Annotated in this window: 8 protein-coding genes; 5 read left to right on the top strand and 3 right to left on the bottom strand. The window is 58.6% G+C overall.

Translation table 11 applies throughout. The features are described 5' to 3' along the window. Together FO014_RS23250 and entS are read left to right on the top strand one after the other, a co-directional pair. Positions 1-8,529 (top strand): amino acid adenylation domain-containing protein, encoded by an 8,529-nt coding sequence (locus FO014_RS23250; protein WP_160031244.1) that lies wholly within the window; start codon positions 1-3, stop codon positions 8,527-8,529. 65 nt (positions 8,530-8,594) lie between these two features. Then, on the top strand, positions 8,595-9,881 hold the full coding sequence (gene entS, locus FO014_RS23245; protein WP_160031243.1) for an enterobactin transporter EntS: 1,287 nt from the start codon (positions 8,595-8,597) through the stop codon (positions 9,879-9,881). A gap of 15 nt (positions 9,882-9,896) precedes the next feature. Here entS and fepB read toward each other — a convergent pair whose 3' ends face one another. Further along, positions 9,897-10,877 carry a Fe2+-enterobactin ABC transporter substrate-binding protein gene (fepB, locus tag FO014_RS23240; protein ID WP_160031242.1) on the bottom strand — a complete coding sequence of 327 codons (981 nt, stop codon included), beginning with the start codon at positions 10,875-10,877 and terminating at the stop codon, positions 9,897-9,899. Positions 10,878-11,205: 328 nt separating this feature from the next. Here fepB and fhuE point away from each other — a divergent pair, with 328 nt between their 5' ends. The 3 genes from fhuE to FO014_RS24185 are packed head-to-tail and all read left to right on the top strand — an operon-like array spanning position 11,206 to position 14,705. Continuing rightward, entirely contained in the window at positions 11,206-13,398 is a 2,193-nt protein-coding gene (fhuE, locus tag FO014_RS23235; RefSeq protein WP_105230932.1) for a ferric-rhodotorulic acid/ferric-coprogen receptor FhuE, read from the top strand. A gap of 27 nt (positions 13,399-13,425) precedes the next feature. Then, positions 13,426-14,514: a YncE family protein gene (locus FO014_RS23230; RefSeq protein ID WP_160031241.1), complete on the top strand. Its 1,089-nt coding sequence runs from the start codon at positions 13,426-13,428 to the stop codon at positions 14,512-14,514. 56 nt (positions 14,515-14,570) lie between these two features. Next, a complete protein-coding gene (locus tag FO014_RS24185; RefSeq protein WP_281354960.1) occupies positions 14,571-14,705 on the top strand; it encodes a hypothetical protein in 135 nt (44 codons plus the stop codon). 105 nt (positions 14,706-14,810) lie between these two features. Here FO014_RS24185 and FO014_RS23225 read toward each other — a convergent pair whose 3' ends face one another. Then, a complete protein-coding gene (locus FO014_RS23225) occupies positions 14,811-16,421 on the bottom strand; it encodes an LA2681 family HEPN domain-containing protein (RefSeq protein ID WP_160031240.1) in 1,611 nt (536 codons plus the stop codon). Between the two features lie 12 nt (positions 16,422-16,433). After that, the gene (locus FO014_RS23220) at positions 16,434-20,504 is read right to left on the bottom strand and encodes an NACHT domain-containing protein (protein WP_160031239.1); all 4,071 of its coding nucleotides are present in this window, start codon (positions 20,502-20,504) and stop codon (positions 16,434-16,436) included. Positions 20,505-20,621 lie beyond the last annotated feature (117 nt).

Raw genomic sequence — 20,621 nt, 5'->3', positions numbered from 1 at the left:
ATGTCAGAAACCCTTTCACTGCCTGAAACCCGGCTCGACTACCAGGAATATCCGCTGGTTGCGGCGCAACCGGGCATCTGGATCGCCGATCAAATCGCGCTGCGGCGCAACAGCTTCGCCGTGGCGCACTATACCGAACTGCGCGGCGAGATTGACCGCCCGTGCCTGGAGCGCGCCATTCGCCAGGGGCTGGCGGAGGCCGACACCGTGCAGGCGCGTTTCTATGAGTCGGCGGACGGTGTACCGCTGCAGCGTCTGCCGCTGCGGGCCGATGCGGCGCAGGTCGCGCCCGCCGAGTGGCTGGACTTCAGCCGGCAACCGGACGGGGAGCAGGCCGCGCTGGCGCTGATGGAAGACGATCTGGCGCAGTCGCTGCCCGCCGACGGCGAACGGCCGCTGTACCGTCAGGTGGTGATGCAGGTCGGCGAAGGGCGCTGGTTCTGGTACCAGCGCTTCCACCATATCATGCTGGACGGCTTCAGTTTTGACGCCGTTACCCGCCGGATCGCCGATATTTACCGCGCATTGCGTCAGGGCGAGACGCTGTCGCCGTCGCCGTTCACCCCGTTCGGCGAGGTGGTGACGGAGTACCGTGAGTGGGCGAGTTCGCCGGCGGCGGAGCGGGCGGCGATGTTCTGGCAGCAGCGGCTGCGCGACCTGCCGCCGACGCTGTCGCTGTCGCACGAAAATTGCGTCGTTGCCGGGGAGGCGCGGCCGCTCAAACAGTCGCTGGTGTTGCCGGCGACGCTGTTCGACGCGCTGCAGGGCGAGGAGGCGTTGCAGCAGGCACAGCCGGCTGACATCGTCACTGCGGCGTTGGTGGTGTATCTGGCGCGCATCAGCGGTGAAAGCCGTCTGTCGGTAGGGTTTCCGTTTATGCGCCGCATGGGATCGCAGGCGCTGGCGGCGATCGGGCCGGTGGTGAATGTGCTGCCGCTGCAGCTGACGGTGACGCCGCAGATGTCGCTGGCGGAAACCTGCCGGGCGGTGGTGGCGGAAATCAAACAGGTGCGCCGCCATCAGCGTTATGAGGCGGAGCAAATCCGGCGTGATTTAGGGCTGGTGGGGCAGCAGCAGGAGCTGTACGGCCCGGTGATTAACGTGAAGGTGTATCACAGCGCCTTATCCTTTGACGGCCAGCCGGCGGTGACGCATACGCTGGCGATGGGGCCGGTGGACGATCTGGAGTTTGAACTGGGCTTCCAGAACGAGGCGCTGTACGTCTCGCTGGTGGCCAACCCGCAGAAATATTCCGCCGCCACGCTGCGGCAGCATGCCGAACGCATCGGCCATCTGCTGCAGCAGCTGGCGCATCAGCCGCAGCGGCCGAACGGCGAACTGCCGCTGATCGGCGAAGCGGAACGGCAACGGCTGGCCGCCTGGGGGCGCGGACGTGAACTGACGACGCCTGCCGGCATGACCTCGATCATCGACGCGCTGCTGCAGCGGGTGGCGCAGCAGCCGGAGGCAACGGCGGTGGCGTGCGGCGGGCAGAGCCTCAGCTACCGCCAGCTGTCGGAACGGGTGATGCAGCTGGCGCGGGTGCTGATTGATCACGGCATCGGCGCTGAAGATGTGGTGGCGATCGGCATTCCGCGCTCGGTGGACACGCTGGTGGCGCTGTTTGCGGTGCTGGCCAGCGGCGCGGCCTATATGCCGCTCGATCTGGACTACCCACGCGAGCGTCTGGCGCTGATGTGCGACGACGCCAAACCGGCGCTGCTGCTGACGCAGCGCGGTACGCTGCCGCAGATGCCGGAACTGCCGCAGGTATTGTGTCTGGATGATGCGCACTGCCGGGCGCTGTGCGCGGCGGCGGCGTCGCATCCGATTGAGGATGCCGAACGGCGCGAGCCGCTGCATGAGGCCCATCTGGCCTATATGATCTACACCTCCGGCTCGACCGGACGGCCGAAAGGGGTGATGTCGACCCATCGCGGCCTGCTGAACCTGTTCCTGTCCCATCAGGCGTATCTGTTCGGCCCGGCGATTGAGAAATATCAGGCCCGCCACGGGCGGCGCATGCGCGCCGGACACACCGCATCGTTCTCGTTCGACTCCTCCTGGGAGCCGCTGTTCTGCATGATCATGGGCTGCGAGCTGTATATCTTCGACGAAGAGCTGCGGCGCGACGCCTGGGCGCTGCTGGAACAGACCCGCCAGACGCCGGTGGATCTGCTGGATATCACGCCGTCCTTCTTCTCGCAGATGGTGGACTGCGGGCTGCTGCAGGGCGACTTCCCGCGGCCGTCGTTTGTGATGATCGGCGGGGAGGCGGCAACGCCGACGCTGTGGAACCTGATGCAGCAGCACCCGGAAGTGGAAATCCACAACTATTACGGGCCGTCGGAATACACCGTGGATACGCTGGGCGCGCCGGTTGACGCCGCCGAACAGCCGGTGGTGGGGCGCGCGGTGGCCAACACCGAAGTGTGGCTGCTGGATAAACAGCTGCAGCCGGTGCCGATCGGCGTCGCCGGCGAGCTGTATATCGCCGGCAAAGGCATTGCGCGCGGCTACCTGCGCCGCCCGGATCTGACCGCGGCGCGCTTTGTCGCCAACCCGTTCAGCCGCGGCGAGGTGATGTACCGCAGCGGCGACCTGATGCGCTGGAGCAGCGAGGGGCAGCTGGTATTTATCGGCCGCACCGATCACCAGATTAAAGTGCGCGGTTTCCGCGTGGAGCTGGGCGAGGTGGAAAGCGCGCTGGCGGCGCTGCCGCAGGTGGGGCGCGCGGTGGTGATCGCCGAAGAGATCGGTGCCACCCACCGGCTGATCGGCTACTGTTCGGTGCAGGATGCGGCGCTGCGGGCGTCGCCGACGCTGCAAAGCGATCTGTTGGCAGCGCTGGCGGGCCGTCTGCCGGACTATATGGTGCCGGCGCTGCTGGTGGTGATGGACGAGCTGCCGCTGAACGTCAACGGCAAAATCGATCGTCAGGCGCTGCCGCAGCCGCAGCAGGCGGTGAGCAACGTCAGCCGTGACGCGGCCAACGACGCCGAGCGGCTGATCTGTCATGCGATGGCGCAGCTGCTGGGCATGGAGCGCGTCGGCGCCGACGATGATTTCTTTGCGCTGGGGGGCGACAGTATCTCGGCGATGGGGCTGGGCACCGCGCTGCGGCGCGCCGGCTATCTGCTGCGGCCGCGCGATATCTTCGCGCAGCATACGCCGGCGCGGATGGCGAAGGCGATGCAGCCGCTGACGGCGCAGCGACAGCCGCTGCGCGAAGTACAACACGGGCCGATCGACGGCCTGCCGATCCTGCATGCGTTCGGCGAACAGGGCGATATCAACCGCCTGTTCGCCCACGGGGTGTTCCTGCGCGTGCCGGCGGCGCTGGAGGCCGGGCAGCTGCGCAGCGTACTGACGCAGCTGCGCGCGGCGCACCCGGTATTGGACGCACGCACCCGTGAGGGGCAACTGTGGGTCGGAGAAAGCGGCGGGGCCGGCTGTCTGCGCGTGCAGACGACGGAAGGCGGGCTGGAAGCGGCCGCCGAACAGGCGTTCGACCAGGCGTTGAGCCGGCTCGATCCCGCCGCCGGCGTCATGATGCAGGCGGTATTATTGCCATGCGGCGGTGAATCGCAGGGACTGGTGCTGGTGATCCACCACCTGGCGACCGACGGCGTCTCCTGGCGCATCCTGCTGGAGGAGCTGCGTCAACTGGCGGAAGCGGCGATGCGCGGCGAGACGCCGGCGCTGCCGGCGGAAGAGACCTCGCTGTATGAATGGTCGTGCTGGCTGCGGGAAGACAGCGCGGCACGCGCGGCGGAGCTGCCGTTCTGGCGGGCGATGCTGGCGGACGGCGCACCGCGGCTGGGCGCTCGGGCATTGGATCCGGCGCAGGATCGTCCGGCGGCGCTGCGTGAGCGACGCACCCTGCTGAACGGTGAACTGACCGCCGCGCTGCTGGGCGCATTGCCGCACAGGTACCGCGCCAACGTCGAGGAGATCATCCTCAGCGCGCTGGCGCTGGCCTGCCGTCAGCGCTTCGGCGCCTCGCAGCTGCGCATCGGCGTTGAGTCGCACGGCCGCGCCGAGGTTGGCGCCAATGACCTGGCCCGCACCCTGGGCTGGCTGACGGCGGAATATCCGCTGCTGATTGCGCTGGATGCAGAACCGGCACATCAGGCGGTACGCGCGGTGAAACAGGTGGTGCGCGCGGTGCGTGACCGCGGCATCGGCTACGGCCAGCTGCGCTATCTGCACCCGCAGCATCGCGATGCGCTGAGCGCCCTGGCGGCGCGCAATGCGCCGGAGATCCTGTTCAACTATCTCGGACGTTTCGGTCAGGAACAGACGCTGTGGACGCCGCAGCGCACGCAGCAGCGCTTCCGCGACGTCTTTGCGGTGGCGCAGGATGCGCAACAGACGCTGAGCCATCCGTTGGAAGTGAATATTTTTGTCGAAGAAGGGGAGCAGCCGCGTTTGGCGGTGAACTGGAGCTGGCTGCCGGCGATCTTCAGCGAGCAGGATATTGCGGCGCTGCACGACGGTATCGAACAGGCGCTGGCCGAGCTGTCGGCGTTTGCCGCACGTCAGCCGGCGCAGGCGGCGGCGACGCTGGTGGCTGCCGAGCTGGCGCCGCTGACGGTCCGCGATGAGCAACTGCAACAGTGGCAACAGCGCCACGGGCCGTTGGCTGATGCGCTGCCGCTGCTGCCGCTGCAGCACGGTCTATTGTTCCATGCGCAAACCGCCGCCGTCGGCGGCAGCTATAACTCGCTGACCCGTCTGAGCCTCAGCGGCGAGCTGGATGAGCAGCGTCTGCAGCAGGCGCTGGATGCGGTGGTGCGCCGTCATCCGCAGCTGGCGGCGCGCTTTACCCGTGAAGGCGAGCCGCTGCAGCTGCTGCCGCTGTTGGCGGAGAGCGACAGCCCGTGGCCGCTGGACGTGCAGCCGTTGCCGGCGCAGTCGGCGCAGCAGGAGGCGCAGGCGCTGCGCACGCTGGAGCAGGAGGAACTGGCGCGCGATTTGTTCAATCAGGGCGGAGCGATGCTGCATGCGCTGCTGGTCAGGCACGGCGACGAAGCGCGCTATACGCTGTTCCTGAACGCTCACCACCTGATTGTCGACGGCTGGTCGACGCCGGTGGTGCTCGGCGATCTGCTGACCGCGCTGTATCAGGGGCCGTCGGCGCTGCCGCCGCTGCGCTCACGCTACGGCGATATCGTGCGACAGCTGACGGCGCGCGATGCCGAGGCGTCGCGGCAGATCTGGCGGCAGACGCTGCAGAACGCGCGGCCGACGCTGCTGTTCGGCGAGCGCTCGCATGATGAACAGGTCTATGAACGGGAGATGACGCTGCCGCCGGCGCTGGAACAGCGGCTGCTGAACCTGTGCCGCGAGCGCGGCCTGACGCTGAACAGCGTGATGCAGGGCATATGGGCGCTGCAGCTTGCCAGCCACAGCGGTCAGCAGGACGTGGTGTTCGGTTCGCCGGTGTCCGGCCGTTTCGGCCAGGTTGACGGGGTGGAAGAACATGTCGGCCTGTTCAGCAATACCTTGCCGGTGCGGGTGCGGCTGGACGGTCAGCGCTCGCTGTGTGAACAGATGGCGGAGCTGCAGCAGCAGCAGATCGCACTGCTGGAGCATGACGATCTGGGGCTGGGGGAGATCCAGCGTCTGGCGGGGGCCGGTACGCTGTTCGACACGCTGCTGGTGGTGGAAAACTACCCCGACAACGGCGCGCTGCTGGGCGGTGACCGGCCGCTGCGCTGCGACGCCATCGCCAACAAAGGCTATACCCACTATCCGCTGACGCTGCTGGTGCTGCCGGGTGAGCGCCTGCGCCTGCTGATGGAGTACCGCGCGTCGGTGCCGCAGCCGCAGCGCTTCGCCGAACGGCTGATGCTGCTGCTGACGCAGTGGATCGAACAGCCCGATCGGCCGCTGGCGCAGTGGCAGCTGCAAACGCCGCAGGAGCAGGCGCTGATCGCGGCGGTGAACCAGACCGCGCATCTGCTGACGGCGAACACGCTGCCGCAGGCGGTGGCGCAGCAGGCGGCGCGAACGCCGGACGCTGTCGCGCTGCAGGATGCGCAGCACTGTCTCAGCTACCGGGAGATGCAGCAGCAGACGCAGCTGTTGGCGCAGCGGCTGCGTCAGGCCGGCATCCGGCCGGGGGATATCGTCGCCGTCGCCTTGCCGCGTTCGGTGCGACTGAGCCTGGCCCTGAGCGCGGTGGTGCAGCTCGGCGCCGCCTGGCTGCCGTTGGATACCGGCTACCCGGACGAACGTCTGGCCTATATGGTGGCGGACGCGCAGCCGCGGCTGATTATCAGCGACAGCGCCCTGCAGGCGCGTTTCGCCGCGCTGGCGCCGGTGCTGACGTTTGACGAGGTGACATTGTCACATGAGCCGTCGCCAACGGCGGAAGCGTGGCCGGCGATCGACCCCGATGCCCCGGCCTATGTGCTGTATACCTCCGGTTCAACCGGACGGCCGAAAGGGGTGGTGGTCAGCCACCGGGCGATTATCAACCGGCTGTACTGGATGCAGCACGCCTACCCGCTCGACGGGCAGGATGTGGTGCTGCAGAAAACGCCGTGCAGTTTCGACGTCTCGGTATGGGAATTCTTCTGGCCGCTGATGGTGGGGGCGCGTCTGGTGATGGCACCGCCGGAGGCGCACCGCGACCCGCAGGCGCTGACGGCGCTGATTGATGAGTACCGCGTCACCACGCTGCACTTCGTGCCGTCGATGCTGGCCATCTGGGTGGAGGCGCTGGCGGAGCAGGCGTCGCCGCAGCGCGCCCGCAGCCTGAAGCAGGTGTTCTGCAGCGGCGAGGCGCTGTCGTGCGAGCTGGCGGCCCGCTATCAGACGCAGGTTGGCGCGCCGCTGCATAACCTGTACGGCCCGACCGAGGCGGCGGTGGACGTCACCTATCAGCCGGCCTCCGGCGCGGCGCTGGCGGCGGTCAGCGGCGCCGGGGTGCCGATTGGCCGTCCGGTGTGGAATACCCAGCTGCACATTCTGGATGCGCTGCTGCGTCCGGTGCCGGTCGGCTGTGCCGGCGATCTTTATCTCAGCGGCGTACAGCTGGCGGCGGGCTATCTGCGGCGCGCCGACCTGACCGCCCAGCGTTTTGTGGCGTCGCCGGCGGGGGACGGACAGCGCATGTACCGCACCGGTGATATCGCCCGCTGGCTGGAGGACGGCAGCGTCGAATATCTGGGGCGCAGTGACGATCAGCTGAAGATCCGCGGTCAGCGCATCGAACTGGGGGAAATCGAGCAGGCGCTGCTGGCGCAGCCCGGCGTGGCGCAGGCGGCTGCGCATGCCATCGTGCTGTCGCCGCAGGCCGCTGCCGCCGGCGGAGCCGATATGCGTCAGCTGGTGGCCTGGCTGGTGCCGCAGCCGGGCATGGCGCTGGATAGCGAGGTGCTGGCGCAGGCGCTGGCGCAGCGTCTGCCGGCGCATATGCTGCCGGTCAGTTACGTGCTGACCGACAGTTTCCCGCTCAGCGCCAACGGCAAGCTGGACCGCAAAGCCCTGCCGAAACCGCAGTATCAGCAGACGGCGGGGCGTGCGCCGCGCAGCGACAGCGAACTGCTGGTGGCCGGGCTGTTCAGCCGGATCCTGCAGCGCGACGGCATCTGCGCCGGGGACGATTTCTTCGCGCTGGGCGGGCATTCGCTGCTCGCCATGCGGCTGGCGGCGGAACTGCGTCAGCAGTCGGGGCGTTCGCTGTCGGTCGGGCAGATTATGTTTGCCCGCAGCGTGGAAAATATGGCGGCGCTGCTGGATGAGGCGCAGCCGGGCGGCAACGCCGAAAGCCGTGGCGCCGGCGAAATCCTGCGGCTGCGCGGCGGCGACGGACCGGCGCTGTTCTGCCTGCATCCGGCTTCCGGCTTCGCCTGGCAGTACGCCGGCCTGATGCGCTATCTGCCGGGCGACTTCCCGATCGTCGGCCTGCAGTCGCCGCGGCCGGATGGCGTTATTGCCCGCTGCGACACGCTGGATCAGATGGTCGATCGCCATCTGGCGAACCTGCGAGACCTGCAGCCGCACGGCCCGTACTACCTGCTGGGCTATTCGCTGGGCGGCACGCTGGCCCATGCGATGGCGGCGCGTCTGCAGCAGCAGGGGGAAGAGGTGGCGTTCCTCGGTATGCTCGACACCTACCCGCCGGAAGGACAGGACTGGAGCGGGCCGAGCGAGGAGCAGGCGCAGCAGGAGGTGGCGCAGGAGCAGGCGGAGTTTATGGCGGAGGACGACGGCGATCCGGCGCTGCGCGCGGAGAAGGCGGCGATGTTCAACGACATTGTCGCCAACTATAAGGACGCGGTACGTCTGCTGTCTACCGCCCGCAGCGCGCGCTTCAACGGCACGGCGACGCTGTTTGTCGCCAGCAAAACCCTGCCGGCGGAGATGGACGTCAACGCCACCTGGGCGCCGTATCTGCAGCGGCTGACCTGCTATCCGCAGGCCTGTGAGCATGCGGATATTCTGTCGCCAGCGTCGCTGGAAACGCTCGGGCCGCTGCTGCATTCGCTGTTAACGCGCCAGTACCGTCTGGCCTGACCGACAGGCCGGCGGCCAGCGCGGCTGCCGGTCTGTAATAACGATAAAGTTTATTGTGAGACATTATGGCTAAACCCTCTTTTTTGCTTGATTTCAGTTTACTGAGAACCAATGCGCACTTCCGGGCGATTTTCTGCGCCCGCATGCTGTCGGTCTTTTCGCTGGGGATGTTGGCGGTCGGCGTGCCGATTCAGATCCAGGCGATGACCGGCTCGACGCTGCAGGTCGGGGTGGCGGTGGCGCTGGACGGCGTCGGCATGTTTATCGGCCTGATGCTGGGCGGCGTGCTGGCCGATCGCTTCGACCGGCGTAAGCTGATTCTGTTTGCGCGCGGCACCTGCGGCTTGGGCTTTGTGGCGCTGAGTCTGAACGCCTTCGCCCCGGCGCCGTCGCTGTGGGCGCTGTATCTGCTGGCCGCCTGGGACGGCTTTTTCGGCGCGCTGGGCATGACCGCGCTGATGGCGGTGATCCCGCTGTTGGTGGGGCGGGAGAATCTGGCCGCCGCCGGGGCGCTCAGCATGGTTACCGTGCGTTTGGGGGCGATTCTGGCGCCGGCGCTGGGGGGCGTGATTATCGTCGCCGGCGGCGTGGGGGCGGCGTTCGCCGTGGCGGCGGCCGGCACCCTGGGCACGCTGATCCCGCTGACGCGCCTGCCGACGCTGCGGCCGCAGGCGCAGGAGCCGGAACATCCGCTGCGGGCGCTGGCCAGCGGCGTGCAGTTTGTCTGGCGGCACAAAGTGGTGGGCTCGGTGGTGCTGCTGGGAATGCTGATGAGCATCGTCGGCGCGGTGCGTATTCTGTTTCCGGCGCTGGCGCAGGATACCTATCGGGTGGGCACCTCGGCCATCGGCCTGATGTATTCGGCGGTGCCGCTGGGCGCGATGCTGGGCGCCTTTACCAGCGGCTGGGTGCCGCGCTTCCGGCGGCCGGGCGCGCTGATGCTGAGCGCTGCGATCTGCGCTTTTGCCGCCATCGCCTCGCTGGGGGTGTTCAGCAGCCTGCTGCCGGCGCTGATCGCGCTGGTGTGTTACGGCTATGCCAACGCCATCGCCTCGCTGCTGCAGTTTATGCTGATTCAGAGCAATACGCCGGACCACCTGCTGGGGCGGGTGAACAGCCTCGGCACCGCGCAGGACGTGACCGGTGATTCGCTGGGGGCGCTGGGGCTGGGGGTGGTCGGCCGGGTGCTGACGCCGTTGCTCAGCGTGCTCACCTTTGGCGGCGCGGCGGCGCTGATCGGCCTGCTGCTGGCGTGCAGCGTGCGTACGCTACGCCACTGTGTGCTGCCTGCGTCGCCGCAGGAAGAGGAGCCGGCGGACGGGGAGCCGGTGACGGCCGACTCCCGCTCTTGACGTGCGGAACGGCGGTTACGACGCCGCGTTGGCGAACTGCCGTTCCAGATAGTCCAGCAGGTTGTTGGCGCTGTAATAATCCAGCCGAAACGTATCCAGCCCCATGGCGTAAACCCGCTGCTGGCGCACCGCCGGCAGCTGCGACAAGAACGGGTTGCCGGTAAACTTCTTCACCGTCCGCCCGTCGGCGGAAAACAGCAGTATGGTGGCGCCGCTGACCGCGCGCGCCATTTTTTCCCCGCTGAGCTGAATAATATCGTTGCGTTTACCCTGCGTGTGGTTGCCGCTGATGTCCGGCGGCAGCGGCGCGAGGGTAAAGCCCAGTTCCTGCAGCAGCTGACCCTGCGCCGACGCCGGCGTCCAGATATTCATCCCGCGACCGTCCTCGTAATACACCAGCGCCGAGGTGGGCTGCGGCGGCAGGGCGATACGCTGCTTCAGCGCCGCCACCCGCTGCTCGAAGCGCGTGACGGCGGCCTGCGCATCCGCCTCATGGCCGGTTATTTCCCCCAGTTGCTGAGTCAGACCTTGCCAGCTGATATTGCCGTAATCAATCACCACCGTCGGGGCGATGCTCGACAGCTGTTCGTACAGCTTCAGCGCGGAGTCGCCGCCGGTGGCGGACATCACGATTAAATCCGGCGCCTCGGCGGCGATCGCTTCGGCATTGGGTTCGCTGATATACAGCGGCTTCAGCCGGCGCGCCTGCGCGGCCTGGCTCCACTGGGTGAAAAAGCCCTGAGCGTCGGCCACCGTCGAGTTGCGTGCGGTGGCGCCGGAGCCGACCAGCGGAGCGTTAATCGCCAGCAGCGAACCGGTCAGCGTTACGCTGGTGGAGACGATGCGCTGCGGCGGCTGCTGCAGCACCACGTCGCCCCGTGGCGTATGCAGGGTGCGCGGCCAGCCGGCGTCCGCAGCGCGGCCTGGCGGGCTGGCGAGCAGCAGTAGAAAAGTCAGTAGGGTGGAAAACAGCGGAAATAAACGCGAGGGCTGCACGGCCGGTCACTCCTTGATATCGAGGCGGAAAAATAAATCACGTCAGGGTGGCTGGTTGCTGGGCAATGGCTAGCTGACTAATGGTTTTTTGCAATATGTTTTTACATCAACAATACAAATAATTATAGTTCTCATTCGTATTACTTCGCGAGGGCGTTTGTGCTATCGCGTCAATTAATATGCCTCAGGGAAAGACATCAACACCGGAATCGCCGTTTTTTGCGGATGATTCAGCACGGACACAGGGAATATCGGCGGAACGGCGCGGCGGCAATCACGCCGGCGTATTCCGCTCACTGACAATAATAAAACCCCGAAGGATAAAATAATGATTATGGCTAAACGCCGTGGCCGTCTCCTGACCTCTGGCGGCCGGATGATGCCGGCGCTGTCAGGCATTGCCGTTCTGGTCGCTGCCGCGCTGCACCTGCCGGATGCCGCCGCGCAGGAGACGGAGCAGGAGGACAACATCCTGGTGGAGGCCGCAGCAGGCGACGATGAGGCGGCGCAGCAGGATTACAGCGTGCCGATCACCCGGGCGGGCACCAAGATGAACCTGACCGCGCGCGATATCCCGCAGTCGGTCAGCGTTATCGGCCAGCCGCGCATGCAGGACCAGCAGATGCAGACGCTGGGGGACGTGCTGAAAAACACCACCGGAGTGACGGAGAAAGTGGCCGACTTTGATCGCAGCACCTTCTATTCGCGCGGCTTCCTGATCGATAACTACATGGTGGATGATATTCCCACGGTGTTTGAGGAGCGCTGGAATCTGGGGGATTCCGCGTCGGATACCGCGCTGTATGAGCGGATCGAGGTGGTGCGCGGCGCAACCGGCCTGATGACCGGCGCGGGCAACCCGTCCGCCGCGGTGAATATGGTGCGCAAGCACGCGGACAGCCGGGAGTTTACCGGCAATGTGTCCGCCAGCTACGGCAGCTGGAACAAGCAGCGCTATGTGCTCGATCTTTCCGCGCCGCTGACCGCATCGGGCAATGTGCGCGGGCGCATGGTGGCCGGCTATCAGGATAACGACAGCTATATCGACCGCTACAGCGCCAACAAGAAGTTTATTTACGGCGTGGTGGATGCCGATCTGACCGACAGCACCACGCTGTCGGCGGGCTACGAGTATCAGGAAACCAACGCCGACAACCCGCCCTGGGGCGGCGTGCCGCGCTGGTATCGCGACGGCGGCAAAACCGACTATTCACGCTCGTTCAATACCGCGCCGGACTGGGCCTACAACGACAAGCAGTCGCGCAAACTGTTCGCCACGCTGAAGCAGCGCTTCGACAACGGCTGGCAGTTCACCCTGAACGGCACCCACACCGAAACCAAGCTCGACAGCAAGATGCTGTATATCGACGGCTTTTTTGACCGCGACAGCGGTATCGGCGTCAGTTCCTATCCGAACTACCCGGTGGTCGGCGGCACCGGCTACAACACCGGCACGCGCAAGGTGCATGCCATCGACGCCTTCGCCAGCGGGCCGTATCAGCTGTTCGGCCGCCAGCACCAGCTGATGGCCGGGGTCAGCTACAGCCGGCAGACCAACCGCTACCTGAACGCTTTCGCCAACCTGTCGCCCGACGATGTCGGCAACTTTAATCACTGGAACAGCCAGTTCCCGGAAACCGACTGGGGCGAGATGAGCGTGGCGCAGCAGGACACCATCCATCAAAAATCGGCCTACGCCGCGACGCGTTTCTCGCTGGCCGACTCGCTGCACCTGATTGCCGGCGCGCGCTATACCCAGTGGAGCACCAGCACGCTGACGCAGAACATGGAGAAGAACAACGTTACCCCGTACGCCGGGCTGGTGTACGACATTAACGACAGCTGGTCCGCCTATGCCAGCTACACCTCCGTGTTCAAGCCGCAAACCTACCGCGACAGCAGCGGCAGCTATCTGTCGCCGGTCACCGGTAAAAACTACGAGGCCGGTGTGAAAAGCGACTGGCTGAGCAGCCGTCTTACCACCTCACTGGCGATCTTCCGCATCGAGCAGGACAACGTGGCGCAGAGCACCGGCCACGTGATCCCCGGCACCGCCGAAACCGCTTACTCCCCGGCGCAAGGCACCGTCAGTAAAGGCATCGAGTTTGAAGTGAACGGGGCGGTGACCGACAACCTGCAGATGACCTTCGGCGCGACCCGCTATGTGGCGGAGGACAGCAAGGGTGAGGCGGTCAATCCGATGTTGCCGCGCACCAGCGTGAAGCTGTTTGCCGCCTATAACCCGCCGGCGCTGCGCGAGCTGACCGTCGGCGGCGGGGTGAACTGGCAGACGCACACCTGGCAGGACGTTGCCGGCCCGGAGGGCAACGGCACCCTGCACGCCGAGCAGGGCAGCTATGCGCTGGTCAACCTGTTTGGCCGCTATCAGCTGACCAAACAGCTGTCGCTGCAGGCCAACCTGAACAACCTGTTTGATAAACGCTACGACACCAGTGTGAGTCAGTACGTGGTCTACGGCGCGCCGCGTAACGTGTCCGTGACCGCCAACTACCGTTTTTAATTTTTATGCTGAAAAAAGAGGTTTGCGATGAATAAGAAAAGATCTGCGCTGATGTTGTTGGTGGGGTTGGCGTTGGCCGGTTGCAGCGCCCAGCAGGGCGGCGGCGCATCCGCGACGGCGACAGGCACACCGGCCGCGGCGGCCACGCAGAGCGCGCAGCTGCAAAAGAACGCGCTGGGGGACGGGCTGTATGAAATGGCCCTCACGCCGGACGGCCGGGCGCTGTATGTCGCCAGCGCGCAGGGCTTTAAGGACGTGCAGGGCGGAGCGATCTATAAGCTGGATCCCGCCACGCTGAAGGTGCTGGGGATCACCCATACCGATCTGAAAAACTTCGGCGTGGCGATGGATCCGCAGGGCAAGACGCTGTACGTCACCAACTCGCTTGACGGCGGCGTCAGCGCGCTGGATATCGCCAGCGGCAAGATTACCGGCCGTCTGCTGTTCAGCGAGCGCAATGAGAAAGGCTTCCCCTACGGCGCGCGGGAAATTCTCTGGCATGACGGCCAGCTGTTTATCGGCGGCGTGGCGGATCCCGGCGTGATCTGGGTGGTGGATGCCAAAACGCTGAAGCTGAAAAAACGCATTAATAACGCCGGGAAATGGGTCACCGGTCTGCACTATTCCGCGCAGACCCAACGTCTGTATGCCGCCAACGGCGGCGGTGAAATTCTGGTGATCAACCCGCGCAGCTACGCGATCGAGCAACGCTGGCAGCCGCTGGGTGAGAAGCCGGCGCTGCTGCTGAACCTGGCGGAAGATAAGCAAGGCGGCCGCCTGTTCGTCACCGATAATTCCAAAGCCAAAACCACGCTGGTGCTGGATATCCGCAGCGGCAAGCTGATCAAGCAGTTGGACAACGGCGACTCGCTGGCGGTCAAGTATAATCCGCAGCGCCAGGAGCTGTACCTGACCCAGCGCGAATCGGGCAAATTGCTGATCCTGGATGCGCACAGCTATGCGACCAAGCGCAGCGTCAGCCTGCCGCCGCACCCGAACAGCCTGCTGCTGTCCGCTGACGGACAAACCCTGTACGTGACGGTGAAGCAGGCGTTCAACAAGGACGGCTCGACCCAGGGGCCGGACAGCATTGTGCGGGTGCCGCTGAATCAATAACGCTTATCAGGCCCGGTCACTCGGGCCATTTTTTTGCTTATTTTGCTGAAAATATCATGCACAACACCACATATACGCAATGGGTAGGCAAAACCTTGCTGGCCCTGACGATCGGCGCGTTGGCGCAGGGCGGACAGGCGGCACAGCCGCAGGAAGAGCTTGTGCTTAAGGTTGTATGCTACTCGAGCTAAATTTCCGCTGTGTGCCAGGAGCGGACGCTGGAGCGCCAAAGACTCTTTAATAGTGGATGGGTAGTTTTGCAGGGGGTGTTTACATAGCGTTTCGCTTACTGTCTTTTACTTAGGTTCTGAAGAATACCTTTTCATATGGAGTTTATTGGTAATATAAGGAATATTCTCTTTTTTTTGTTTCTTACCTTCATGTCTAACCATAAAAGCAAATGAAAATATTGCTGAACGGGTTATCTGAATTAGCTGGCCGAAATGGTGAATAAGCTCATCCTCTTTGATGAAAAGAATATCTTTAATCAATTTATAAGACTGGTAAAGATCTTCTGCTTTATCACTTTTGTGTACCACCAAAAATTTATGTTCTAGACCATTACGCCACTCTTTATAAAAATACAATTCGCCACCTTTATTTTTATTCAGGTCAGTAGCAATGCTATACAATGCTAAAAGTCCAGGTGACTTTATATCTTCAAACCGTTGTCTTCTGTTATCAACGTCTAACTGCCAGAAGCTTTGAAAATAGATATTTTTCTGTAACACGCCCTTCTTTGCAGGTGGATAAACTTTGTGAAGTTCACAGATACATACCGCAATCTTATCGAGAATACCAAAGCAGAGACGAAATGCCGTTCTGATCTTCTCAATATCAATGCCTAAGATCTCGTCATTATGTAACTCTAAAAAATGACATTCTTCTTTAATTTCATCCGTATCCTGAGGATAAAGGTATTCAAAATAGAGATGGCGGGCAAGTGAAAACTCCGATTTAAAGCGGTTTAATGCCATCTCCATTGGAATAATAAAATCACCGGTTACACCAGAAGAAGAGATGACAAGATTATCGGTGGCACTCCCCACACAGGAGCAATAAAGACCGTGCTCGGACAGCGTCAGATGATTTATTAGGCAGAATTGCCTGTATGCACTCAATGCGTCAAACTCCTGTTGCGTGAGCATGTCATCATGCTCGTCCGTTTCGCCGTCTGCTGATACACATTTTTCTATTTTATCGTTCGTTTGTGCTATACGCCCAAGATAAAATGATTCCCATTGTGGAGGGATTTTTTTTGAAATAGATGCATTATTATACCCTTTTCGTATCTCCTTTAATTGCTTAATGGAGTATGAAGATGAAACAAGGTTTAGCTCAATGAGCGCAGCAGAACGATTAACCCAAGACTGTGGTATATCTAATCCCTTGCGATTAGTGAGATCATAATATCTCAGTGCTTCACTCATCCTAAATTGACTTCTTAGTGAATTGGCCAGATTAACTGACAGTTCTGCTTGGAACTCTTCGCTCTCCTGTGAAGAGAGGTTGAAGGCTCGCCAATAGATGTTTTTTAACGAAACGAGTTCTTCTATTGATTGAAAGGTATGATCATGAGGGTTATTGACAGTTATCAAATTAGACAAAGAATTAGCATAATTATAATAAAAATGGCTCTCTCCTTGTACATGTGCTAATGCTTCCTTGTTATCATCCATCAGCTTAAAACCAAGCTCTGCTGCATTTTTATGGTTGCTCATTTGCCCAATATCAACAAGACCGCCAGCCACATTCCCCAGCACTATAAAATAATTTTCACCCTTGACCGTTATTTTTCTCAGTTTTTCCAGGAATACAACGGATTGCTGGTATGCCAGGTCAAAATCACCACAATCAACCAGTCGGTGAATATTGAGACTTTCATCTACAAGTTCTTTTGTAATCATGATTCACTTTCCTTACTTAGATGATTTTTGCGTTACAACAGTCGAATTAGCCTCACCTGATACGTCAATTACTATCGCAGACAGGCGGTCTCGCTTAACCATTGGCACAGCTTCATTAAGAATGTCCTCCATTGTCGTGCCGTTTACTGGGGGTGGCGTGTCTTTCGCCGGGCGAGGGATAGCGTTTGGTCGAGAAGCACCAAACCAGAAGACCAGATAGATGCCGTAGCCTGCGGCATCGGGATTGGTAGTATAAAGTTGGTCCAACTGCTTGTTAAGCGCGCTCCAGACGTCGCGGTGATAATCACGCTTTATCTCAATGGGGATCTTTATTCCTGGAAGTGAAATGATGATATCAGCCCTTTTACCCGAAACCATGTGGCCTTCAGGCTCACAGGTTATTTGTAACGGATGGAGTCGTGCTCTAAGCAGCTCCAGAAAAAAATTCCGACAGCTCTCTTCAGGCTTAGGCACTAAAATTTGACCATTGCCATTCTCATTCCAGAACTGTTTATAAATATCGGTATTTTCATAAGTAATTCGGTTAGCGATATCCCGCAAATGATCTAACAATAGCGCATAGAGATCCATTACATTAGCTGGGGTCTGATTTTTCAGCGTATTCAAAGCTTGCTTCCAGTTAGTGTGTTGAAACTGTGATTCCCGATACCGCACCTTCTGGTTGCTTTGAGCGTGCAAGAGATAATCCCGATAACTTGTACATTCTGGCAGTAATAATAAACGTTTAAATACTTCACCAGCATCGTATGAGGAAAATGAAGATACGTCATCAATCAATCTTTTGATAAAATCAGCATACTCCCAATTGTTTGCTGAGTTAGAGTCGTTACTTGCAACTCGATCTGCATTAGGAAAATGAGTAGCAGAGACAGAGATGATCGCTTCCAATTGTGTTAGTGATAAACGCTGCTCACTACTCCCACGGCCTCTTTTCGCCTTACCAGATAGTTGACGAATAATCGCTATCATTTCCGGCGCAGATTTTGATTCAGATGAAAATAGATCCTGACACTGGTCTGGAGCGAATAAATAAGTATATACCAGCCAGATTTGATAACTTGTCTTATTAAGTTTTGAGGGTTGCGCTATCATCAACTTAGATAGCTGCAACAACTCTGCATGACTTTCAGGATGCGCTAACAACCACTCAACCAGGTTTTGTAAATGGAGAACATCATCAGGGTGCTCTTTAGCTAGTCTCATAACTAAAGGGACGGCATATTCGATTGGAATGCAGGTATCATTTAACAGATAGTTAAGTGCACGGATATCTTGCAACTGATTATTCATGCAGAAATTGATAATGTGGTAATAGGTTTTGATGAAAAATGCTGTTTTGTAAAGTATTACATCCTTTTTCCACGGTAATGAATAATTACTTATAACATTATTGTCTTTAGTGAAAAGTGCTAATATCACATCCAGCGCCAATAGCGTTGTTAACAAATCTTCGTTCCATTGTGTAACATCAGGATTTTTTTTAAATAACTCATCGCTTCCTGCCAGTACCGCATACCACCATTCGTAATACTCCCTCTTCAACAAAGCACAATTCACCTCGTCAATTGTGGGCAGATCTGAACGATTTAAAATCGCTAAAAGACCGGATATCGAATCAGTGACGTTTTCGGCACCTAATATGTCTGCACAGCGCTGCACTGGCGTCAATTTGTCATCAACATCGCTGTATTTAGAATAGTAAATATAGGAAATATGTTTGAGCCAATCCAAATGTTGGCCCGACACAATTTCCTGACGACATAACTCGAAACTGTACCTATCTTCATAACGCGCCGCGTTTCGTTCTTTCTCATACGCTATTTGGCTAAGATTATGTTTTACTCGCCAATCGTCAATCTCGCAGACGATGGAAGTCTCAAACACACTAGTCAACTTTACATTTAAATGGCAGTATGCGGAAAGAAATTCAAACGTCTCTTGGGATGGCTTGGCACATCGGTAAAGGATCGAAAATGTCAGTCGATAAATACATTCAGTTTTATCTGAACCAGGTTCAGCATGGAATAAATAGTGGATAAAACGTGCTAGCAAAATCTCATCAGGAATATGATGGAAGGTGCTTCCACCAAATTCATATAAGAACAAGTAATGAGTATCATAGCGTGTAAATGAAAGAATGGCAGCGTCTATAATATCTTCATATTGCCAGCTACGATTTTTCATCTCCTGAACGATAGATTTCTGCACATTGTCATAACCGCGATAGTGGTGATTATGGGAGTAGTTATAGAACGTTTTTAGGCACAACCATATCTGAGATGCGCTGTAACCATTCTTCTCGCTCAGTATCTGAAATAATCCAGCTTCCAGAAAATGCACAATCTCAGAATGATTTTTAGCTGAAGAATACCAGTCTTTACTGTGAGCGGTGTGGTACCGATCGAGATGTTCAAAGATAGCGAGCAGATCAGCTGTCGGTACAATATCATTCAGTCGCCATAATGCGCCTATCGGTAATCGTTCGCTGGTTATATTTAATGTATCAACCAGCAATTGTGCTATATCCTGAGGTACAAAGTAATCTTGATAGAGCAACTGAATAATATGGTTACGCAACCGGATGCCATCGTGATTTTTGTCTTTTAATTCTGCAAAAAAACGTACCGAAAATTTCTGACCAGACAATCCAAAATGGATTAATGCCGTTATTGCTTCCTCTTTTTCCGCATACGAGGAATCCTCCGATTTTGCAATATTAATTAAGTCATCACTCAGTGCGACTATTGGCGTTGTTACCGATAAGGATTCCAAAACGATCATGCGCAGAGAAAATGACGAATGAGGATCGCGGACTATCTGTCGCAACAGAGTTTCCATTTCTACTGTCGCGAAGCCATTCAGATATGAATTGAGACCGTGATTTCTAAACCAAGGATCACGTTCTGAAAGTTTTGACAGCGCCACCAGTAGATTTTTTTTTTCCGCTGTCGGTAATGAAGCTGCATCGCCATAGGTCAGAACGCCGTAAGGATCGGCTTCAATGAATACTTGGGCATATTGCGGTAAAAAGACCGCTAGCCATGCGTGTAAACCTCTCAATTCTGAAGACGGATACCCCTCAAATCCCAGCATACTTCTCAAACGTCCTATGGGTAGCCCTTTGTCAACGATCCCGGCTAACCATTTTGCCGCTAAATACTCAGCAATTGTCCTGTGGCTGTACTCAACAGTCTCAAGCTCATCTCCGGCAGAAAAAACCCGCCGCGATAACGCCGCTCTAATTATTTCATGTGAGAAGAACGAGATGGTTCTATAACTGGGGTATTCTGGTCGGATATCGTTCAGAAGCAGAGAAACCCCGGAAACATCACTCAATATGTGCAACGCGCAAATTGATCCTGCAGGATACTCTAACTCGTCGCAGGTATAAATTCCTGAAGTTAGCCGCGTATGTTCTTGGCTATGTTCAGTTAAAAGGAACTGTGTCGCAGAGTGGAAAAGTTCAGACCTTGTATGGGGCCAGTTTCCTTCTTTAACGGCTTCAGCCAGCATTATTAGATTTTGTGGGTTGTAAAGAAATTCGCTGGCGTCATGTTTTTCTGCTTCAGCCAGAAACGCTTCGGGGTGTTCTACACCATTAGCTTGTAGAATTGCAGTTTGCTCTTCTTTTGAGAGCGACTGCAAATGTAAAACAACATAGCCTCCCGTCTGCTCAAAATAGGGTAAAAATGCTGACAAGTCTGATTCGCCTAACCAATCCTGAGAGCGACAAGAAATTCTGACATTTTGTGGCGTTTGGGAAAAAAGCCTACGGACGATGTCATCTACAACGTCACTACTGTTACTGGCACTCCTCTTCTCATCTAATGCATCGATGAATAACGTTTTCTGATTATTAATAGGTACGCCACTTAAGAAGTGACGTACTGTCAGATATTTTGCCTCTTGCAATGCCGCAAACTGTTTAAAGAGGTGCGTTTTTCCAGCACCAGGATCACCAAGCAGAACAATATTCGGAAAGTGAGAATAATCACTAAATACCGCCGTTTGGGTATCTTTATCCTGTAGAGGATAGATTTGCCTGACTTGCCTGTTTAGCATTCTATAGGCTCCTGAGTATCTATTTTTGTTCTACCAAATCTGTATGGCAGGTTTTACTCCAAATTTACCATAGACTTTCAGCCGATACAGTAAACTATCTAACCCACCATGGTTGCT

It is taken from the genome of Serratia rhizosphaerae (assembly GCF_009817885.1).
In the GTDB taxonomy this organism is placed as follows: domain Bacteria; phylum Pseudomonadota; class Gammaproteobacteria; order Enterobacterales; family Enterobacteriaceae; genus Serratia_B; species Serratia_B rhizosphaerae.
The sequence above is the reverse complement of the archived record's forward strand: the minus strand, read 5'-3'. Positions and strand labels throughout refer to the sequence as shown.

What these genes read in the sequence shown, in the direction of transcription:
- entS (WP_160031243.1), top strand. Translation starts at nt 8,595, where the DNA reads ATGGCTAAACCCTCTTTTTTGCTTGATTTCAGTTTACTGAGAACCAAT.
- FO014_RS23250 (WP_160031244.1), top strand. Translation starts at nt 1, where the DNA reads ATGTCAGAAACCCTTTCACTGCCTGAAACCCGGCTCGACTACCAGGAA.
- FO014_RS24185 (WP_281354960.1), top strand. Translation starts at nt 14,571, where the DNA reads ATGCACAACACCACATATACGCAATGGGTAGGCAAAACCTTGCTGGCC.
- FO014_RS23220 (WP_160031239.1), bottom strand. Translation starts at nt 20,504, where the DNA reads ATGCTAAACAGGCAAGTCAGGCAAATCTATCCTCTACAGGATAAAGAT.
- fhuE (WP_105230932.1), top strand. Translation starts at nt 11,206, where the DNA reads ATGATTATGGCTAAACGCCGTGGCCGTCTCCTGACCTCTGGCGGCCGG.
- FO014_RS23230 (WP_160031241.1), top strand. Translation starts at nt 13,426, where the DNA reads ATGAATAAGAAAAGATCTGCGCTGATGTTGTTGGTGGGGTTGGCGTTG.
- FO014_RS23225 (WP_160031240.1), bottom strand. Translation starts at nt 16,421, where the DNA reads ATGATTACAAAAGAACTTGTAGATGAAAGTCTCAATATTCACCGACTG.